16 protein-coding genes are annotated in these 16,157 nt (G+C 61.8%); 7 read left to right on the top strand and 9 right to left on the bottom strand.

Translation table 11 applies throughout. The features are described 5' to 3' along the window. Positions 1–8: 8 nt before the first annotated feature. The gene (locus BW979_RS19950) at positions 9–464 is read right to left on the bottom strand and encodes a hypothetical protein (protein WP_047227622.1); all 456 of its coding nucleotides are present in this window, start codon (positions 462–464) and stop codon (positions 9–11) included. A gap of 473 nt (positions 465–937) precedes the next feature. On the opposite strand from BW979_RS19950, the gene BW979_RS19945 reads away from it, so the two are divergent. Both BW979_RS19945 and BW979_RS19940 read left to right on the top strand, forming a co-directional pair. Further along, positions 938–1,639, top strand: a complete 702-nt coding sequence (locus tag BW979_RS19945) for a response regulator transcription factor (protein ID WP_047227621.1) — start codon at positions 938–940, stop codon at positions 1,637–1,639. 4 nt (positions 1,640–1,643) lie between these two features. Next, a complete protein-coding gene (locus BW979_RS19940; protein ID WP_076385310.1) occupies positions 1,644–2,942 on the top strand; it encodes an ATP-binding protein in 1,299 nt (432 codons plus the stop codon). Positions 2,943–2,957: 15 nt separating this feature from the next. Here the strand turns inward: BW979_RS19940 and pncA are convergent, their stop codons facing one another. Beyond that, a complete protein-coding gene (pncA, locus tag BW979_RS19935) occupies positions 2,958–3,584 on the bottom strand; it encodes a bifunctional nicotinamidase/pyrazinamidase (RefSeq protein WP_076385308.1) in 627 nt (208 codons plus the stop codon). Positions 3,585–3,804: 220 nt separating this feature from the next. Between pncA and BW979_RS19930 the strand changes: the two genes are divergently transcribed. Continuing rightward, positions 3,805–5,883 carry a putative bifunctional diguanylate cyclase/phosphodiesterase gene (locus BW979_RS19930; protein WP_047227618.1) on the top strand — a complete coding sequence of 693 codons (2,079 nt, stop codon included), beginning with the start codon at positions 3,805–3,807 and terminating at the stop codon, positions 5,881–5,883. Between the two features lie 8 nt (positions 5,884–5,891). Here the strand turns inward: BW979_RS19930 and BW979_RS19925 are convergent, their stop codons facing one another. Together BW979_RS19925 and BW979_RS19920 are read right to left on the bottom strand one after the other, a co-directional pair. Beyond that, positions 5,892–6,995, bottom strand: coding sequence for a DNA alkylation repair protein (locus BW979_RS19925; protein ID WP_076385306.1), 1,104 nt, complete (start codon positions 6,993–6,995; stop codon positions 5,892–5,894). 98 nt (positions 6,996–7,093) lie between these two features. After that, the gene (locus BW979_RS19920) at positions 7,094–7,717 is read right to left on the bottom strand and encodes a DJ-1/PfpI family protein (RefSeq protein WP_047227616.1); all 624 of its coding nucleotides are present in this window, start codon (positions 7,715–7,717) and stop codon (positions 7,094–7,096) included. 162 nt (positions 7,718–7,879) lie between these two features. Here BW979_RS19920 and BW979_RS19915 point away from each other — a divergent pair, with 162 nt between their 5' ends. Beyond that, on the top strand, positions 7,880–8,188 hold the full coding sequence (locus tag BW979_RS19915; RefSeq protein ID WP_047227615.1) for an RcnB family protein: 309 nt from the start codon (positions 7,880–7,882) through the stop codon (positions 8,186–8,188). Here BW979_RS19915 and BW979_RS19910 read toward each other — a convergent pair. Together BW979_RS19910 and BW979_RS19905 are read right to left on the bottom strand one after the other, a co-directional pair. Further along, a complete protein-coding gene (locus BW979_RS19910) occupies positions 8,185–8,517 on the bottom strand; it encodes a protealysin inhibitor emfourin (RefSeq protein WP_047227614.1) in 333 nt (110 codons plus the stop codon). The two genes, BW979_RS19915 and BW979_RS19910, sit on opposite strands and share 4 nt — an antisense overlap. Further along, complete coding sequence (locus tag BW979_RS19905) at positions 8,517–9,578, bottom strand: M4 family metallopeptidase (RefSeq protein WP_047227613.1); 1,062 nt, start codon at positions 9,576–9,578, stop codon at positions 8,517–8,519. The genes BW979_RS19910 and BW979_RS19905 overlap by 1 nt, the downstream gene beginning before the upstream one ends. A 146-nt stretch (positions 9,579–9,724) precedes the next feature. Here BW979_RS19905 and BW979_RS19900 point away from each other — a divergent pair, with 146 nt between their 5' ends. Together BW979_RS19900 and BW979_RS19895 are read left to right on the top strand one after the other, a co-directional pair. Then, complete coding sequence (locus BW979_RS19900) at positions 9,725–10,066, top strand: FKBP-type peptidyl-prolyl cis-trans isomerase (protein WP_076385304.1); 342 nt, start codon at positions 9,725–9,727, stop codon at positions 10,064–10,066. A 55-nt stretch (positions 10,067–10,121) separates the two neighbouring features. Further along, complete coding sequence (locus tag BW979_RS19895; RefSeq protein WP_076385302.1) at positions 10,122–10,877, top strand: ArsR/SmtB family transcription factor; 756 nt, start codon at positions 10,122–10,124, stop codon at positions 10,875–10,877. 741 nt (positions 10,878–11,618) lie between these two features. Here BW979_RS19895 and BW979_RS19890 read toward each other — a convergent pair. After that, positions 11,619–12,413 carry an AraC family transcriptional regulator gene (locus BW979_RS19890; protein ID WP_047227610.1) on the bottom strand — a complete coding sequence of 265 codons (795 nt, stop codon included), beginning with the start codon at positions 12,411–12,413 and terminating at the stop codon, positions 11,619–11,621. A 109-nt stretch (positions 12,414–12,522) separates the two neighbouring features. Here BW979_RS19890 and BW979_RS19885 point away from each other — a divergent pair, with 109 nt between their 5' ends. Continuing rightward, a complete protein-coding gene (locus BW979_RS19885) occupies positions 12,523–13,452 on the top strand; it encodes a DMT family transporter (RefSeq protein ID WP_076385300.1) in 930 nt (309 codons plus the stop codon). A 54-nt stretch (positions 13,453–13,506) separates the two neighbouring features. Here BW979_RS19885 and BW979_RS19880 read toward each other — a convergent pair whose 3' ends face one another. Then, a complete protein-coding gene (locus BW979_RS19880) occupies positions 13,507–14,526 on the bottom strand; it encodes a branched-chain amino acid aminotransferase (protein WP_047227608.1) in 1,020 nt (339 codons plus the stop codon). A 244-nt stretch (positions 14,527–14,770) separates the two neighbouring features. After that, entirely contained in the window at positions 14,771–16,153 is a 1,383-nt protein-coding gene (lpdA, locus tag BW979_RS19875) for a dihydrolipoyl dehydrogenase (RefSeq protein WP_076385298.1), read from the bottom strand. Between the last annotated feature and the right edge of the window lie 4 nt (positions 16,154–16,157).

The following is a 16,157-nucleotide window of genomic DNA, read 5'->3' as shown; positions in this document are numbered from 1 at the left end:
GCGAACTATCAAGCCTTGAGCACCTGGAACTGGCCTTTGAGCAGCATGGTTTGTCCATTGGTTCCCGGCAGTTCTAGATCAACATTGAAGTTGCCCCTTACGTTCCCCTCCGAGGCCGGTACCAATTCAATGCTGCCGGAAATACCTTCGTAAATAGTGGTGGACTCCTTGAGGCTGAAGCCCACATCATCCCGTGTTTTCAACTCATAGCTACCCGGCTCGAAATTTGCCGGAATGATGATAATGAGCTCACGAGTGGAAGTGATTGTCGCCCTCGTCTTTTTTTCTTCCCGATCAATGGCGGTAATCACCACGGCTTCCGTTCGCGTGATACCTGCCTTTTTCTTTTCGATCAGCCGAGAGGTGGCGACAAACTCGGGGAAGTCTTTACCATTGGTGGAGAAAGCTGACGCGGTGACATAGTTGCCGGGAGCAAAGCTCAATTGATAAGTGGCAGCATTCATGGATTCGGTCTCCGTTGCTAGAACTAAGGTGTCCAAAGGCCGTGTTGACCCTAATGCTGGATGAACTCTAGAGAACGCGTTTTTTAAAGGCTTGTAAACTGTCATTCCTGACAGTTTACAAGCACTTTTATTTATGATTTTTTGAGTAGCTCTCAGGCGGGCTGACTCTTAAATGTGCTTGTGCCCTGGAGTGGCGAGGGAGTTCTTTGGCATGGTGCTTCTCCGACAGTGAACGTTGCATGCTAGGGGGGGAGGGGGGCGCATCGGTAAAGCTTTGTAGGTGCTGTGTGAAATTGTGTAAGGGGTTTGCTCGTGGGTGGGTGAGGGCGTATATCCTTGGCAGCTTGATTCCTTGGTGCCTGTTATGTCGCCTTCGCGAGCAAGCCCGCTCCCACAGAGGTTTACATGAACATTGTGGGAGGGGCTTGCTCGCGAAGGCGATCCGCCAGGCGCCCCAGCACTCTGGAAACACCATGCCCAACATCCTCCTGGTGGAAGACGACACCGCCCTCTCTGAACTGATCGCCAGCTACCTGGAGCGCAACGGCTACAGGGTCAGTGTGCTCAGCCGTGGCGATCATGTGCGGGAACGGGCGCGGGTCGATCCGCCGGACCTGGTGATCCTCGATCTGATGCTGCCGGGGCTGGACGGCTTGCAGGTCTGCCGCTTGTTGCGGGCCGATTCGGCGACCCTGCCGATTCTGATGCTCACCGCCCGGGACGACAGCCATGATCAGGTGTTGGGCCTGGAAATGGGCGCCGATGACTACGTCAGCAAGCCCTGTGAACCCCGGGTCCTGCTGGCACGCGTTCGGACCTTGTTGCGCCGCAGCAGCCTTACCGAGCCGCAGACGGTCAACGATCGCATTCTCATGGGCAACCTGTGCATCGACCTGTCCGAACGCACCGTGACCTGGCGCGGGCAAGCGGTGGAGCTGTCCAGCGGCGAATACAACCTGCTGGTGGTACTGGCCCGGCATTGCGGCGAGGTGCTGAGCCGCGACCAGATTCTGCAGCGTCTGCGCGGCATCGAGTTCAACGGCACCGACCGCTCGGTGGACGTGGCGATCTCCAAGCTGCGGCGCAAGTTCGACGACAACGCCGGCGAAGCCCGCAAGATCAAGACCGTGTGGGGCAAGGGTTATCTGTTCAGCCGTTCCGAGTGGGAATGCTGAGTCGATGTGGAAGCTGCTGATTCGCCTTTACCTGGTCACCATCGTGTCCTACAGCGCCGCGATCTATCTGATGCCGGAGCTGGTGGTGCGGCTGTTTCATGAGCGCTTCCTGAACTACAACCTCGATTATTCCCGTGGCCTGCAAACCTTGATGGTCCGGCAGTTCCATAACGTGCCCAGCGAGCAGTGGCCGGCACTGGCGGCACAGATGGACAAGGAATTCGAGCCGCTGCGCATCGAACTGGCGGCCATCGAGGATGAGGGTTTCAGCGCCGACGAGCAGGCGCGTCTGCAGCGCGGCGAGAACGTGGTGCGCCTGGGCGAATGGGCCTGGCGAACCTTGGCGGCCGCGCCGCTGGATGAGCGCACGGCGGTCAAGATGATTGTGCCCCCGGACCCGACCGAGGTCAGTTGGCTGTATTGGAGCATCAACGTGTTGATCGGTGCGACGATGCTGGCTTGCCTGCTGCTTTGGTTGCGGCCGCATTGGCGCGATCTGGAACGGCTCAAACGCACGGCTGAACGCTTCGGCAAAGGCCATTTGAGCGAACGTACGCAGATTGGCTCCAGCTCGAACATCGGCAGCCTGGCCCACGTGTTCGACACAATGGCCGGCGACATCGAGCGCTTGCTCAACCAGCAGCGCGATCTGCTCAATGCAGTGTCCCATGAATTGCGCACGCCATTGACCCGCCTCGATTTCGGCCTGGCCCTGGCGCTGTCCGATGACCTGCCGCCGGCCAGTCGCGAACGGCTGCAAGGGTTGGTGACGCACATCCGCGAGCTGGATGAGTTGGTGCTGGAGTTGCTGTCTTACAGCCGTCTGCAGAACCCCGAGCTTCTGCCCGAACGCGTGGAGGTGGCGCTGGACGAGTTCATCGACAGTATCTTGGGCAGTGTCGACGAGGACCTGGCGGCGCCGGATGTGGTGATCGATGTGCTGCTGCACGGCACGCTGGAGCGTTTCGTGCTGGACCCGCGCCTGACGGCCCGGGCGTTGCAGAACCTGTTGCGCAACGCCATGCGTTATTGCGAAAAGCGGATCCAGGTCGGCGTGCTGGTCGGCGTCCAGGGCTGCGAGATCTGGGTCGACGACGACGGTATCGGTATTCCTGACAGCGAGCGCGAGCGTGTGTTCGAACCGTTCTATCGCCTGGACCGCAGTCGCGATCGCGCCACGGGTGGTTTTGGCCTGGGCCTGGCCATCAGCCGTCGCGCCCTGCAAGCCCAGGGCGGTACGCTGACGGCGCAAGCTTCGCCGCTGGGTGGGGCGCGATTGCGCTTGTGGTTGCCAACGCGGTGAGGCTGGGGGGAGGGGTCAGGCGTTTATTGCGCTCGATTCAATCAGCGCCACACCCGCTTGCTGCATCCGCCGGATTGCCGCCTCCATCGAACCGTCGATATCAATGCCCCGACAGGCGTCGAGCACCACAAGCGCGTTGAACCCCGCCGCCCGGGCATCCAGCGCCGAGAACATCACGCAGAAATCCAGCGCCAGCCCCACCATGTACACCGTGTCGATGCCGCGCTCCTTGAGGTAGCCCGTCAGGCCGGTGGGTGTCTGGCGGTCGGCTTCCATGAAGGCCGAATAGCTGTCGATGTCCGGGTTGCAGCCCTTGCGAATGATCAGTTGCGCGTGCGGCAGGTCCAGGGCCGGGTGCAGCGCGGCGCCTTGGGTGCCCTGTATGCAGTGGTCGGGCCACAGTTTCTGTTCGCCATAGGGCAGTTGAATGAGGTCGAACGGTTGCTTGTCCGGATGGCTGGAGGCAAACGAAGCATGCCCGGCCGGATGCCAGTCCTGGGCGAGGATGACCTGCCTGAATGAACGACCCAGGCGGTTGATCAATGGCACGATTTCGTCACCCCCCGGTACGGCTAATTGGCCTCCGGGGATGAAGTCGTTCTGAACGTCTATTACCACTAACGCGGTGGTTGGGGCGGTCATGGATGGGTCTCCTGAAAAAATGGCCCACCACAGCTTAGCCGAACGGCCTGTGACGCAGGTGCCTTCAGTCATCCGGAGACAAGATGTCCTTCGTCGCAAATATTCCAGGGTTGATGGCTTTTTGATATTTGGTCGGTACGCCCGTACCGCAATTGAGTACAATCGCCGCCTTTCAACCGGGCATGGAAGCAGTTCGGCTTTCCAGTCACGAGAAAAAACCATGCTCATCGGCAGCTACTCACCGGCCCTTGTTTCTATTTCCCTGTTTGTTGCGGTACTGGCTTCCTACACCGCGCTGGACATGACCGGACGCATCGCGACCACCCAGGGGCGCGCGGCGCATTGGTGGATGGCCGGCGGTTCCCTGGCAATGGGCGTCGGGGTCTGGTCCATGCATTTTATCGGCATGCTGGCGTTCACCTTGCCGGTGGAGCTTGGCTACGATGTGTCGATCACCGCCTTGTCCCTGCTGACTGCCATCCTGTCATGCGGCTTTGCCCTGTGGTTGGTCAGTCAACCGCAATTGCCGGCGTGGCAACTGGCTTTCGGCGCGTTGATCATGGGCGCCGGCATCAGCGCCATGCATTACACCGGCATGGCGGCGCTGCGGATGCAGCCGGGTATTGATTATGACCCCTCGTTGTTCGGGGCTTCGCTGGTGATTGCGGTCGGCGCTTCGGCGGCTGCGTTGTGGATCGCCTTTCGCTTGCGCCAGAACATCCCCCATGTACGTCTGGCCCGCGCCTGCGCTGCTGTCGTGATGGGCCTGGCCATTGTCGGCATGCATTACACCGGCATGGCCGCAGCGCGCTTCAGCGACGGCAGCTTTTGCGGTGCTCTGGACGGCTTGAGTGGCAAGGGTCTGGACAATCTGGTGCTGATCACCACGTTGGCGGTACTGGCCATCGCCTTGCTCACGTCGATTCTCGATGCGCGCCTGGAGGCCCGGACCGCAGAGCTGGCCCAATCGCTGACCCTGGCCAACCGTGAGCTGACGCAACTGGCCCTGCACGACCCCCTCACCGAATTGCCCAACCGCGTGCTGCTGGCCGATCGTATCGGTCAGGCCATGCATCGGGTGCATGAGCAGGGCGGCTGTTTCGCCTTGATGTTCATCGACCTGGATGGCTTCAAACCGGTCAACGATGCTTTCGGCCATCACATGGGCGACCTGTTGCTGCGCGACGTGGCCCTGCGCCTGCGGGAAGACTTGCGCAGCCAGGACACCCTGGCGCGGATCGGCGGTGATGAGTTCGTGCTGTTGGTGCAACTGGCCGAGCCTGACGATGCGTTGCGCCTGGCGGCCCGCCAGGTCGGGCTGATCGGTCGCACATTCCGGGTGGCCGATCATGACCTGCAGATATCCGCCAGTGTCGGCATCGCGCTTTATCCGGGCAACGGCCAGAGCGCCGAAGAGTTGCTGATGAATGCCGATGCGGCGATGTACCACGCCAAGGGCGCCGGCAAGAACGGCTACAGCTTTTTCGATGCCTCGATGAACAGCAACGCCCGCAAGCAACTGCAACTGCTGCAAGACCTGCGCATCGCCGTCGAGCAGCGCCAGTTCAGCCTCCATTACCAGCCCAAGTTCGACGCTGCCAACGGCCGTCCGGTGGGGGCTGAAGCCTTGTTGCGCTGGACGCATCCAACCCAGGGCCTGCTGATGCCCGATACCTTCATCGACCTTGCGGAAAAGACCGGGCTGATCATTCCCATCGGGGAATGGGTGTTGAACGAGGCCTGCCGCCAGATGCGCGAATGGTACGTGCTCGGCTACACCGACTGGCGCATCGCGGTGAACCTGTCGGCCTTGCAGTTCTGTCACGTGGGCCTGGTGCAGAGCGTCGCCACGGCGCTGGAAATTCATCATCTGCCAGCCAACAGCCTGACCCTGGAAATCACCGAAACCACGGCGATGAGCGATGCCGATGCAAGCATGACCGTGCTGCAGCAGCTCTCGGACATGGGCGTGGATTTGTCCATCGACGACTTTGGCACCGGTTATTCGAGCCTGATGTACCTCAAGCGTTTGCCGGCCAACGAGCTGAAGATCGATCGCGGTTTCGTCCGCGACCTGGAGCACGACAGTGATGATGCGGCGATTGTCTCGGCCATCGTCGCCCTCGGCCAGGCCCTGGGGCTGCGGATTGTTGCCGAAGGGGTGGAGACCGACGTGCAGCAGGATTTCCTGACTCAATTGGGTTGCGATTCGCTGCAGGGTTACCTGCTGGGCCACCCGCTGCCGGCCGAGCGCTTCCTGCAGGACATTCGCAAGGCACAACGGCTGGCGCTGGCCTGAGCGGCCGCTCAGGGAACGATGTCGAACGCCGTGCTCCCCAGCCGTTCGCCATTGACCAGCAGATGCACCGCATGCCGGCCCGCGTAGTGTCGGCGGGTGGTCAGTTCGCGAATATGCTGGGAGCGGCTGAGGCTGACGCACTCAAGGGCAGGCAGGTCGAAGGTCTTGAGCTTGAAGACTTTGGCCGAGGTGCCGCCCGAGGCTTTCACGTAGTCGATGGCATAGTCGATCACCAGGCGCTGGTTCTGCTCGAGGGTTGATTGCACCTTGAACGACAAGGTAATCGGTTCGCCGAGACGAATCACCGCCGGCGTGACCTGTAAGTCCAGCACCTGGATGTGCGCCTTGCCGCCGACGCCGATAACCGCCAGTGCCCGCGAATTGCCTTGTTTGATCAGGCTGCGCAAAGCATGGCGGGCGATCCATGCGGTATGGCGATCTTGCAGGGGCCAGCCTTCGATCCGGTCCAGCACCCAGTCAGGGTGCTGCTTGGTGATGTCGTTGAGATGATTGGCCACGGACTTGCGTACATACAGACTGTTGTCGGCCTTGAGGGCCTCAAGGATCGCGGCGGCGAGGTCGGGGTTGGCCTGGATCGGCTCCAGGTGGAACGACCAGGGCAAGCGCGGTCGACTGCCTTCGCTGGCCAGGCGACGGACGTGTTCGTTGGGGTCGTGCGCCCAGTCGTGCATGGCTTTGAGGGTGCGCGCCAGGTCATCGCGCAGGAAATGCCGCACGGCGAACTCCGAGGAGCCGAACCGGGTGAAATACTTGAGCGCATCCAGGGACAGGTCGAAGCTGTGCCGACCGTAGGACGCCACGTAGTGGGGCAGGAACATGCTGACAAACATGCTGTTGAGTCGGGGCGCAAGGTCCCGCAGCACATCCAGCGACGCCTCGTACTCCAAGGGCAGAACTGCATGCAGGCACTCACTGACTCGCGCCATGCGTTGCATCACCGACAACTCGCTCAGCCCGTCATTGGCCATGGCCAGGAACACCCGGCTATCGAAAGCCGGATACACCGCGCTCATTTCACTGGCGATGTACTCAAGGCGTGTGGCGTTGAAGATTTCCTTGAGGGCAGGGGATGAGGTGGTGGCGTTGCTCATGGCGGGATCCGTGCGGTGAGGTGTGTTGGACTTTATAGGGGATGTGGCTGCCAATGTGTAGCCATCGCCACAGGGACATCGTTGTTCTTCCCGCGGCCTCAGACTTGCGCCACTTCACTCACATACTGGCGGATATGCCCCAACCCCCGTTCCACATAGGCCTCTTTCTCGCCCACCGGGGCAAAGTAATGCAGCACTTCCCGCGCGGTCTCCAGGCCCTTGAGCCGCGCCAGCACCCAGGCCGACAGGTACTGGGCGGAGAAACAGCCACCGGCGGTGGCGATATTGCCATTGGCGTGGAACGCCTGGTTGACCACGTTGACACCCGCCGCCACGACCCATGGTTTACTGGTGGTGTCGGTGCAGGCCGGTGCTTGGCCGAGCAGCCCCAGGCGTGCCAGCAGGAATGTGCCGGAGCATTGGGAACCGAGCAACTGGCGCGTCGGGTCCAGACGCAGCCGGCTCATGATGGCCGGGTTGTCGGCCACTTCCCGGGTCTTCATGCCGCTGCCAAACAACACGGCGTCGGCCTTGCAGGCCTGCTCCAGGTCGATCTGGGCGTCGATGGTCAAACCATTCATGGACGTGACGCGCGGGGTAGGTGAAGCGATGCTCACGCGCCACTCCTTATCGCCGATCAGGGAAATACGGCTGAGCATGCCGTAGGCAATCAGTGAGTCCAGTTCGTTGAAGCCGTCGAAGGTCAGAATGGCGATGTGCATGGCGAGCCCCGGTTTTTATAAATGGCTTTTTTGCCAGCCTACGCCGGTTGTCGGCATCACCGCCCCGTACAGTCGGCGACGGATTCGTCGCTACAGTAAAAGGAATGATTCGCCGCCGTTGAAGTCGGAGATTTCAGTATTCTCGAAATCACTGGAGTTTTTATGCGCAAGCCTACCCTGATCGCCAGCCTGGTCCTGATCGCCGGTCTCGGAGCCTTTGGCCCTGTGGCGCAAGCGGTCGAGGCCACCGGAGATGCGGTGGAACATTCACCCAACAATGGTCGCCGGTTGGTGGAGGCCGACCGGACGCCTTCTGAATATCAGCGCTCGGACAAGGCCATTAAAAACTGGAAGGAGAAGGGGCTCGAAGCACCCGAGGAAGGCGCGCAATGGGTGCAGATCCATGACAAATACGTGATGGTGGTGATTGCCTCCGGCCGGATCCTGAAAATCACCCCCGCCACACGCTAGTCCTTTGAGCTCACTTCGCCTTTGTCCCATAGGCGAACCAGCTCGCCGGGTGCCTGGTCTTCAGGCACCTGCAGCACCATTTCGTCGTCCTGGTCGTTGGCGCGATAGCGCACCTCGATCCGGAAAAAACGCTGGTCGCCACGCCCCGGTGCCGCCGAGTCCAGCGGCAGGCACCCTTCCAGTACCGAACAGATACGCGTGCGCTGGTCGAGATCGCACTGGGCGAAATCGATTTCCCGAGGGCGAGTCAAGCCGGGCATCGCCGCCACGCCGCCCTGGCGGGACAGCCGCACCACGGCGTGATCATCGAGGTTTGGAAGGGGTTTCATCAGTGCTCCTCGGTTAAATCGACGCCAACCTGAGCCCAGCCGTTCTGCACCGCTTGCACTTCCCGGATGCCAAAGCGCTGGCGGGCGTGCTCGACGGTCAAGCGGGCGAAGTCGCTGAAGGAGGCGTCGTTGGCCAGTCTTCTGTCGCACAAGGTTTCATACCAGATCCGGCCGGCCTTTTCCCAGGCAAATCCGCCCAGCGTGGTGGCCGCCAGATAGAAGGCGCGGTTGGGAATGCCGGAATTGATGTGCACGCCGCCGTTGTCCTCGCGGGTGATGACGAATTCACGCATGTGCGCCGGTTGCGGGTCCTTGCCCAGCAGCGGGTCATCGTAGGCCGTGCCGGGGTTGGACATGCTTCGCAGGCCGTCACCGTTGATCTTGTCAGTGAGCAGGTCGGCGCCGATCAGCCAGTCGGCCTGGTCGGCGGTCTGTTCGAGGACGAACTGCTTGACCAGCACCCCGAATACATCGGACATGGACTCGTTCAACGCCCCAGACTGGTTGGCGTAGATCAATCCGGCTTCGCTTTCGGTCACGCCATGGGCCAACTCGTGGGCCACCACGTCGAGGGAGCGGGTGAAACGCTGGAAGATTTCGCCATCGCCGTCGCCGAACACCATCTGCGCGCCGTTCCAGAAGGCGTTTTCGTAGTCCTGGCCGTAATGCACGCTACCCACCAGGGCGAAGCCTTTGTTGTCGATGGAGTCGCGCCCCAGCACTTTCCAGAAAAAATCGTAGGTGGCGCCGAGGGCATCGTAGGCCTCGTCCACGGCCGGGTCGCCAGTGGCGGCCTGGCCTTCGAGGCGTACCGGCTGGCCGGGCAGTTCCATGGTGTTTTGTGCGTCATGCACGCTGCGCTGGGGTTGGCCGGGCTTGCCGGGCCTGGGCAGCGCTGCGGCGGCGGGCGGGGTGTGCGGCGGACCGGGGTTGTGCCGCAGATTGCGTACGTGGGTCAGGGTGCCGAGGGCGCTGGAGCGTTGATGTTCGGAACCGTGGGCGATGATTCGGTTGAGGATATAGGGAGGAATGAAGCCGTGGAGCGGGCGAAAGTCGATCATCAGAACATCCTTATCTGAAATACAGGGTCGATACCCATGTGAACCGAAGCGACCGCTGCGGTTCCCTTGTGCACCCAACACACAAAAGTTTGCCAGACACGCGGATTTCTGCGAAAACCCGCGCCTGAACCACACGGGAGTAGCCCATGAACGAAGAACTGCACATCATCGACCTGGAGCAGGGCGACGGCAAAAGCGTAGTCAAAGGCGCGCTGATCACCACCCAATACCGTGGCACGCTGGAAGACGGCACCGAATTCGATTCGTCCTACAGTCGAGGCAAACCTTTTCAGTGCGTGATTGGCACCGGTCGGGTGATCAAGGGCTGGGACGTCGGCCTGATGGGCATGAAGGTCGGCGGCAAACGCAAGCTGTGGGTGCCGGCGAATCTGGCCTATGGCGAACGGTCCATGGGCGCTCACATCAAGCCGGGCGCCAATCTGATTTTCGAAATCGAGCTGCTGGAAGTGCTGACCCGCGACGATTGAAAGTGTTGCTACTATCTGAAGTCCTGCCATGGCTCGATTCGTCGGGGGGCGAAATATGAATGCAGAGCAACATGACCTTGGGGTGTCCCAGGTCGCCGCGGCCATTGCCGAACCGGCCCGCACCCGAATGCTGTGCGCGTTGATGGACGGCCATGCCCGAACCAGCACGGAGTTGGCGAGCATCGCCGACGTCAGTGCCTCTACCGCCAGCAGCCATTTGGCGAAGCTCAAGGAACTGGCCTTGGTGCGTTTGTACGTCCAGGGCCGACATCGCTATTACAGCCTGGCGGATAAGCGGGTTGCCCAGGCGCTGGAAGCGTTGATGGTGATCGGCCAGAACGCCGCCCCGACCTTCACCGCGCGCACCCCGGATCGCCTGCAATTCGCCCGCACCTGCTACGACCACATGGCCGGCACGCTGGCGGTGCGCATGCATGATCGGATGCTTGAGGCTGGATGGCTGGTGGATGTGGAAGGCAAAGGGTATCGCCTGAGTGACTCCGGCGAAGCGCTGTTCCAAGGGCTGGGCATTGATGTCCAGGCGCTTGCCGGTCAGCGACGCCGATTTGCCTGTCCATGCCTGGACTGGAGCATGCGCCGTCCGCACCTGGGGGGCGCCTTGGGCGCGGCGTTGCTGCAAGTGGCGATCAAGCGCAAATGGGTGATCCAGGACCTGGATAGCCGGGCGCTGGCGTTGACGACCAGTGGGCGCAAGGAAATGGCGGCGCGATTGGGTGTCGATGTCGAGATGGATGTCGGACCTGCTGGCGCCATCGCGAGCAAGCTCGCTCCCACAGTGGAATTGCGCTGAACACATGATGGCCACCGACAGATCCTGTGGGAGCGGGCTTGCCCGCGAAGGGGCCTTCACATCCAACATCCATGCAAGCTGATTCACCGCCATCGCGAGCAGGCTCGCTCCCACAGTGGACCTGCGCTGAACGCATGATTGATGGCCAACGACAGACCCTGTGGAAGCGGGCTTGCCCGCGAAGGGGCCTTCACATCCAACATCCATGCAAGCTGATCCACCGCCATCGCGAGCAGGCTCGCTCCCACAGTGGAATTGCGCTGAACGCATGATTGATGGCCAACGACAGACCCTGTGGGAGCGGGCTTGCCCGCGAAGGGGCCTTCACATCCAACATCCATGCAAGCTGATCCACCGCCATCGCGAGCAGGCTCGCTCCCACAGTGGAATTGCGCTGAACACATGATCGATGGCCACCGACAAACCCTGTGGGAGCGGGCTTGCCCGCGAAGGGGCCTTCATATCCAACATCCATGCAAGCTGATCCACCGCCATCGCGAGCAAGCGCGCTCCCACAGTGGACCTGCGCTGAACACATGATCGATGGCCACCGACAAACCCTGTGGGAGCGGGCTTGCCCGCGAAGGGGCCTTCACATCCAGCATCCATGCAAGCTGGTCCACGTCCTTCGCGAGCAAGCTCGCTCCCACAGTGGACCTGCGCTGAACACATGATCGATGGCCACCGACAGACCCTGTGGGAGCGAGCCTGCTCGCGATAGCCATTCCCGAACCACCCTCATTATCCAGCCATGTGCCTGCGCCGATACTCATCCGGCGTGGTGCCCATCATTTTGCGAAACATGCTGATGAACGCCGAGGCGCTGCTGTAGCCCAGGTCCAGGCCGATGGTTTCCACGCTCTGGCCACGTTCGAGCAGGGCCAGGGCCTCGATGACCTTCAGGCGCTGGCGCCATTCCACCAGTGACATGCCCAGGTCCCGCTGGGCCCGGCGCATCAGTGTGCGTTCGGTGGTGTTGGCGGCGCGGGCCAGTTGCGGCAAGGAGCGTGGGTCGCTGGGATTCGCCTCAAGGGTCCGCAACACGGGGCCCAGCAGTGGATCATCCGAGGAGGGCAAGTAACTGCCGGCATGGGGCGCCTGGATCAGCTTGTCCACCAGCACCTGCAACAAGCGCTGCTGCTCGGGCGTCTGAGGTTGGCTCGGCGGGTCGCTGCGCAGCTCTTCCAGCAACGCGCGGATCAGCGGGCTCAAGGTCAGCGCGCAAGGTACGGCCGGCAGCGCAGCGCACAGTTCGGCCGCCAGGTACAACGAACAATGACAGGCTTCATGCCGATTGAACCCAACGTGTTCCATGTCCGGCGGTAACCAGATGCCGTACTGCGGTGGTGCCAGGTAATGGTGCTGGGCGATCTCGATTTCCATCACCCCACTGTAGGAGTAGACGAACTCTCCCCAGGCATGCCGGTGCCGAGGGTAAGTGGCGTGGGCCGGCATGCAGGCGCTGCGAAAGAAAATCGGCGAGGGCAGGGCCGCGTCGAACGGAGGAATCTTCAGATGTTGAGCTGGAGGCTGCATATCGACCGTAATGGCGGATTACCGGGATGGCTTGTCGGGTAATCACTATATCCAGCAAAGGTGTCAGGCAGACAATCCTTTCATCCATTTCTGCCCAAGGACCTTTCCCATGACCACCCGCCGCGCCCTGGATGGCCAGGTCAGTGCCCTGATGACGGGCCTCTGTGCCATCTGGGGTTTCCAGCAAGTCGCGATCAAGGCCAGCGCCGCCGACATGGCGCCGATGCTGCAACTGGGCGTGCGCTCGGCCATCGCTGCGGTACTGGTCTGGCTGTTGGTGCTGGCGCGCGGTGAACGCCTGTCCCTGGCCGATGGCAGTTGGCGTCCCGGCCTGTTGGTGGGGCTGTTGTTTGCCCTGGAGTTCGTGATGGTGGGTGAAGGCCTACGCCATACGACGGCTTCGCACATGGTGATTTTCCTCTACACCGCGCCGATGTTCGCCGCTCTGGGCCTGCACTGGAAACTGCCGAGCGAACGTCTAAAACCTCTGCAATGGCTGGGTATCGCCGTGGCATTCGGCGGTATTGTTGTGGCGTTCAGCGGAGGGACGGGGGCGGCGAACGGCAGTTCGTTACTGGGTGATGGAATGGGGCTGCTGGCCGGTGCGCTCTGGGGGGCTACGACGGTGACAGTGCGTTGTTCACGCTTGACGAACCTGCCCGCCAGCCAGACGTTGTTGTACCAATTGGTCGGCGCCGGGGTGCTGCTGGTAGGGATGTCGGTGGTGCTGGGGCAAACGTCGATCAACCCCACACCGCAACTGCTGGCCAGCCTGGCCTTTCAAGTGTTGCTGGTGTCTTTCGCCAGTTTTCTGATCTGGTTTTCCCTGCTGCGCCGCTACCTGGCTTCGCAGTTGGGGGTGCTGTCGTTCATGACGCCGCTGTTTGGCATCGGTTTTGGTGTCTGGTTATTGGATGAACCGCTGGAGCCGAACTTCATCGTTGGCGCGGCTTTGGTATTGAGTGGGATTCTGCTGGTCAGCGGTTACGGATGGTTTCGCCAGCGTTGGGGGCGATGGCTGGTTTTGCGGCGGGAGTAAGGGAGACAAACCCATGTGGCGACGGAGCAAGCTCCCTCGCCACATGAGCGCTGCTTAGACCTTGACGATCCAGCCAGCCGGCGCTTCCACGTCGCCGGTCTGCACGCCGGTCAGCTCTTTGTAGAGCTTCTGGGTGATCGGGCCGACTTCGGTTTCGCTGTGGAACACGTGCAGCTTGTCCTTGTAGCTGATGCCGCCAATCGGAGTGATGACCGCAGCGGTACCGCAGGCGCCGGCTTCCTTGAAGTCCGACAGTTTGTCGATGAACACGTCGCCTTCGATCACTTCCAGGCCCAGGCGCGATTTGGCCAGTTCGATCAGCGACAGGCGGGTGATGCCCGGCAGGACCGAAGGGGATTTGGGGGTGACGAATTTGTTGTCATGGGTGATGCCGAAGAAGTTCGCCGAGCCGACTTCCTCGATTTTCGAGTGGGTCATCGGGTCCAGGTAGATGCAGTCGGCGAAACTGGCCTTCTTGGCCTGGGAGCCGGGCATCAGGCTGGCGGCGTAGTTGCCACCGACCTTGGCCGCTCCAGTGCCTTGTGGGGCGGCACGGTCGTAGCTGGAGATCAGGAAGTTGTGCGGGGTCAGGCCGCCCTTGAAGTAGGCGCCGACCGGGATGCAGAAGATCGAGAAGATGAACTCGGGGGCGGTGCGCACGCCGATGTTGTCACCCACGCCGATCACGAACGGGCGCAGGTACAGCGCGCCGCCAGTGCCATAAGGCGGGATGAAGCGCTCGTTGGCGCGGACCACTTGCTTGCAGGCTTCGACGAACTGCTCGGTCTCGACTTGCGGCATCAGCAGGCGCGCGCAGCTGCGCTGCATGCGGGCGGCGTTCTGGTCAGGGCGGAACAGGTTGATCGAACCGTCCTTGCAGCGATAGGCCTTCAGGCCTTCGAAACACTGCTGACCGTAGTGCAGGGCGGTGGAGCCCTCGCTGATGTGCAGCACGTTGTCGTCGGTCAGGGTGCCGGCGTCCCAGGCGCCATCGCGCCAGTGCGACAGGTAGCGCTTGTCGGTCTTGATGTAGTCAAAGCCCAGTTTGTCCCAATTGATGCTCTCGTTACCCATGACACCCTCTATTTCTTAACAACCGTCGAAACGGTTCAAGGCTTCTGACGTTTTTTGGATGGGGACAACAATACTTCATTCCGGGGCTGTTTCGCAGCCTGTGGCGAGGGGATTTATCCCCGCTGGGCTGCGAAGCAGCCCCATTAGCTCAGATATCTGACGCCCGGCGGTGACAGGTTTTGGGGTTGCTGCGCAACCCAGCGGGGATAAATCCCCTCGCCACAAGGTTATTCACCCACAACTTTTACAGATGCAACGCATGCCCCAACGCTCGCAACGCCGCTTCCTGCACCGCCTCGCCCAGCGTCGGGTGGGCGTGGATGGTGCCGGCGATGTCTTCCAGGCGAGCGCCCATTTCCAGGGACTGGCCGAACGCGGTGGACAGCTCCGACACACCAACGCCAACCGCTTGCCAACCGACGATCAGGTGATTGTCCCGCCGTGCCACGACCCGCACGAAGCCACTTTTCGATTCCAGGGTCATGGCCCGGCCATTGGCGGCGAACGGGAAGCTGGAAACGATGCAGTCGAGCCCGGCGGCTTTGGCCTCGTCCGGCGTTTTGCCGACCACCACCAGTTCCGGATCGGTGAAGCACACCGCTGCGATGGCCGTCGGGTTGAACTCGCGATGCTGACCCGCTATCAGCTCGGCAACCATTTCGCCCTGGGCCATGGCCCGGTGGGCGAGCATCGGTTCGCCGCTCAGGTCGCCGATGGCCCAGACATTGCGCATGCTGGTCTGGCAACGGTTGTCGATTTTCACCGCCGAACCGTTCATCGCCAAGTCCAACGCTTCGAGGTTCCAGCCCTGGGTGTTAGGTTTGCGACCAACGGCCACCAGCACCCGGTCGGTCTCCAGGTTCAGCGTCTCGCCAGCGGGATCGCGCACTTGCAACGTGCTGGCCTGGGCATCGAAACCTTCGACGCTGTGCTTGAGGTACAGCATCACGCCCAACTGCTTGAGCGCCTCGTGCACCGGTTGGGTCAGTTCGCCGTCGTAGGCCGGCAGAATCCGCTCCTGGGCCTCGACCACGCTGACCTCGGCGCCGAGCTTGCGGTAGGCGATGCCCAGCTCCAGGCCGATGTAGCCACCGCCCACCACCACCAGGTGCTTGGGCACCGAGGTCGGGGCGAGGGCTTCGGTGGAGGAAATGATCGGCCCGCCAATCGGCAGCATCGGCAGCTCGACGCTTTTCGATCCGGTGGCCAGCAGCAGGTGTTCGCACTGGATGCGCGTGTCGCCGACGTCAACGGTTTTGCCATCGACGACGTTGGCCCAGCCGTGAATGACCTGGACCTTGTGCTTTTTCAGCAGGGTCGCGACGCCGGTGGTCAGCCGATCGACGATGCCGTCCTTCCATTCCACGCTCTTGCCGATGTCCAGGCTTGGCGCCGACACCGTGATACCCAGGGCCGAGCCCTGGCTGTGGTGCCGTGTCTGATGGAACTGCTCGGCGACGTGAATCAACGCCTTGGACGGGATGCAGCCGATGTTCAGGCAAGTTCCGCCCAACGCCTGGCCCTCCACCAGAATGGTCGGGATGCCCAACTGACCGGCGCGAATCGCCGCCACATAGCCACCGGGGCCGCCGCCGATGATCAGCAGCGTGGTGTTCAAAGTTTGCATGGCC

Origin of the sequence: Pseudomonas sp. A214 (assembly GCF_900156295.1) — a bacterium.
Lineage (GTDB): Bacteria > Pseudomonadota > Gammaproteobacteria > Pseudomonadales > Pseudomonadaceae > Aquipseudomonas > Aquipseudomonas rhizophila.
The sequence above is the reverse complement of the archived record's forward strand: the minus strand, read 5'-3'. Positions and strand labels throughout refer to the sequence as shown.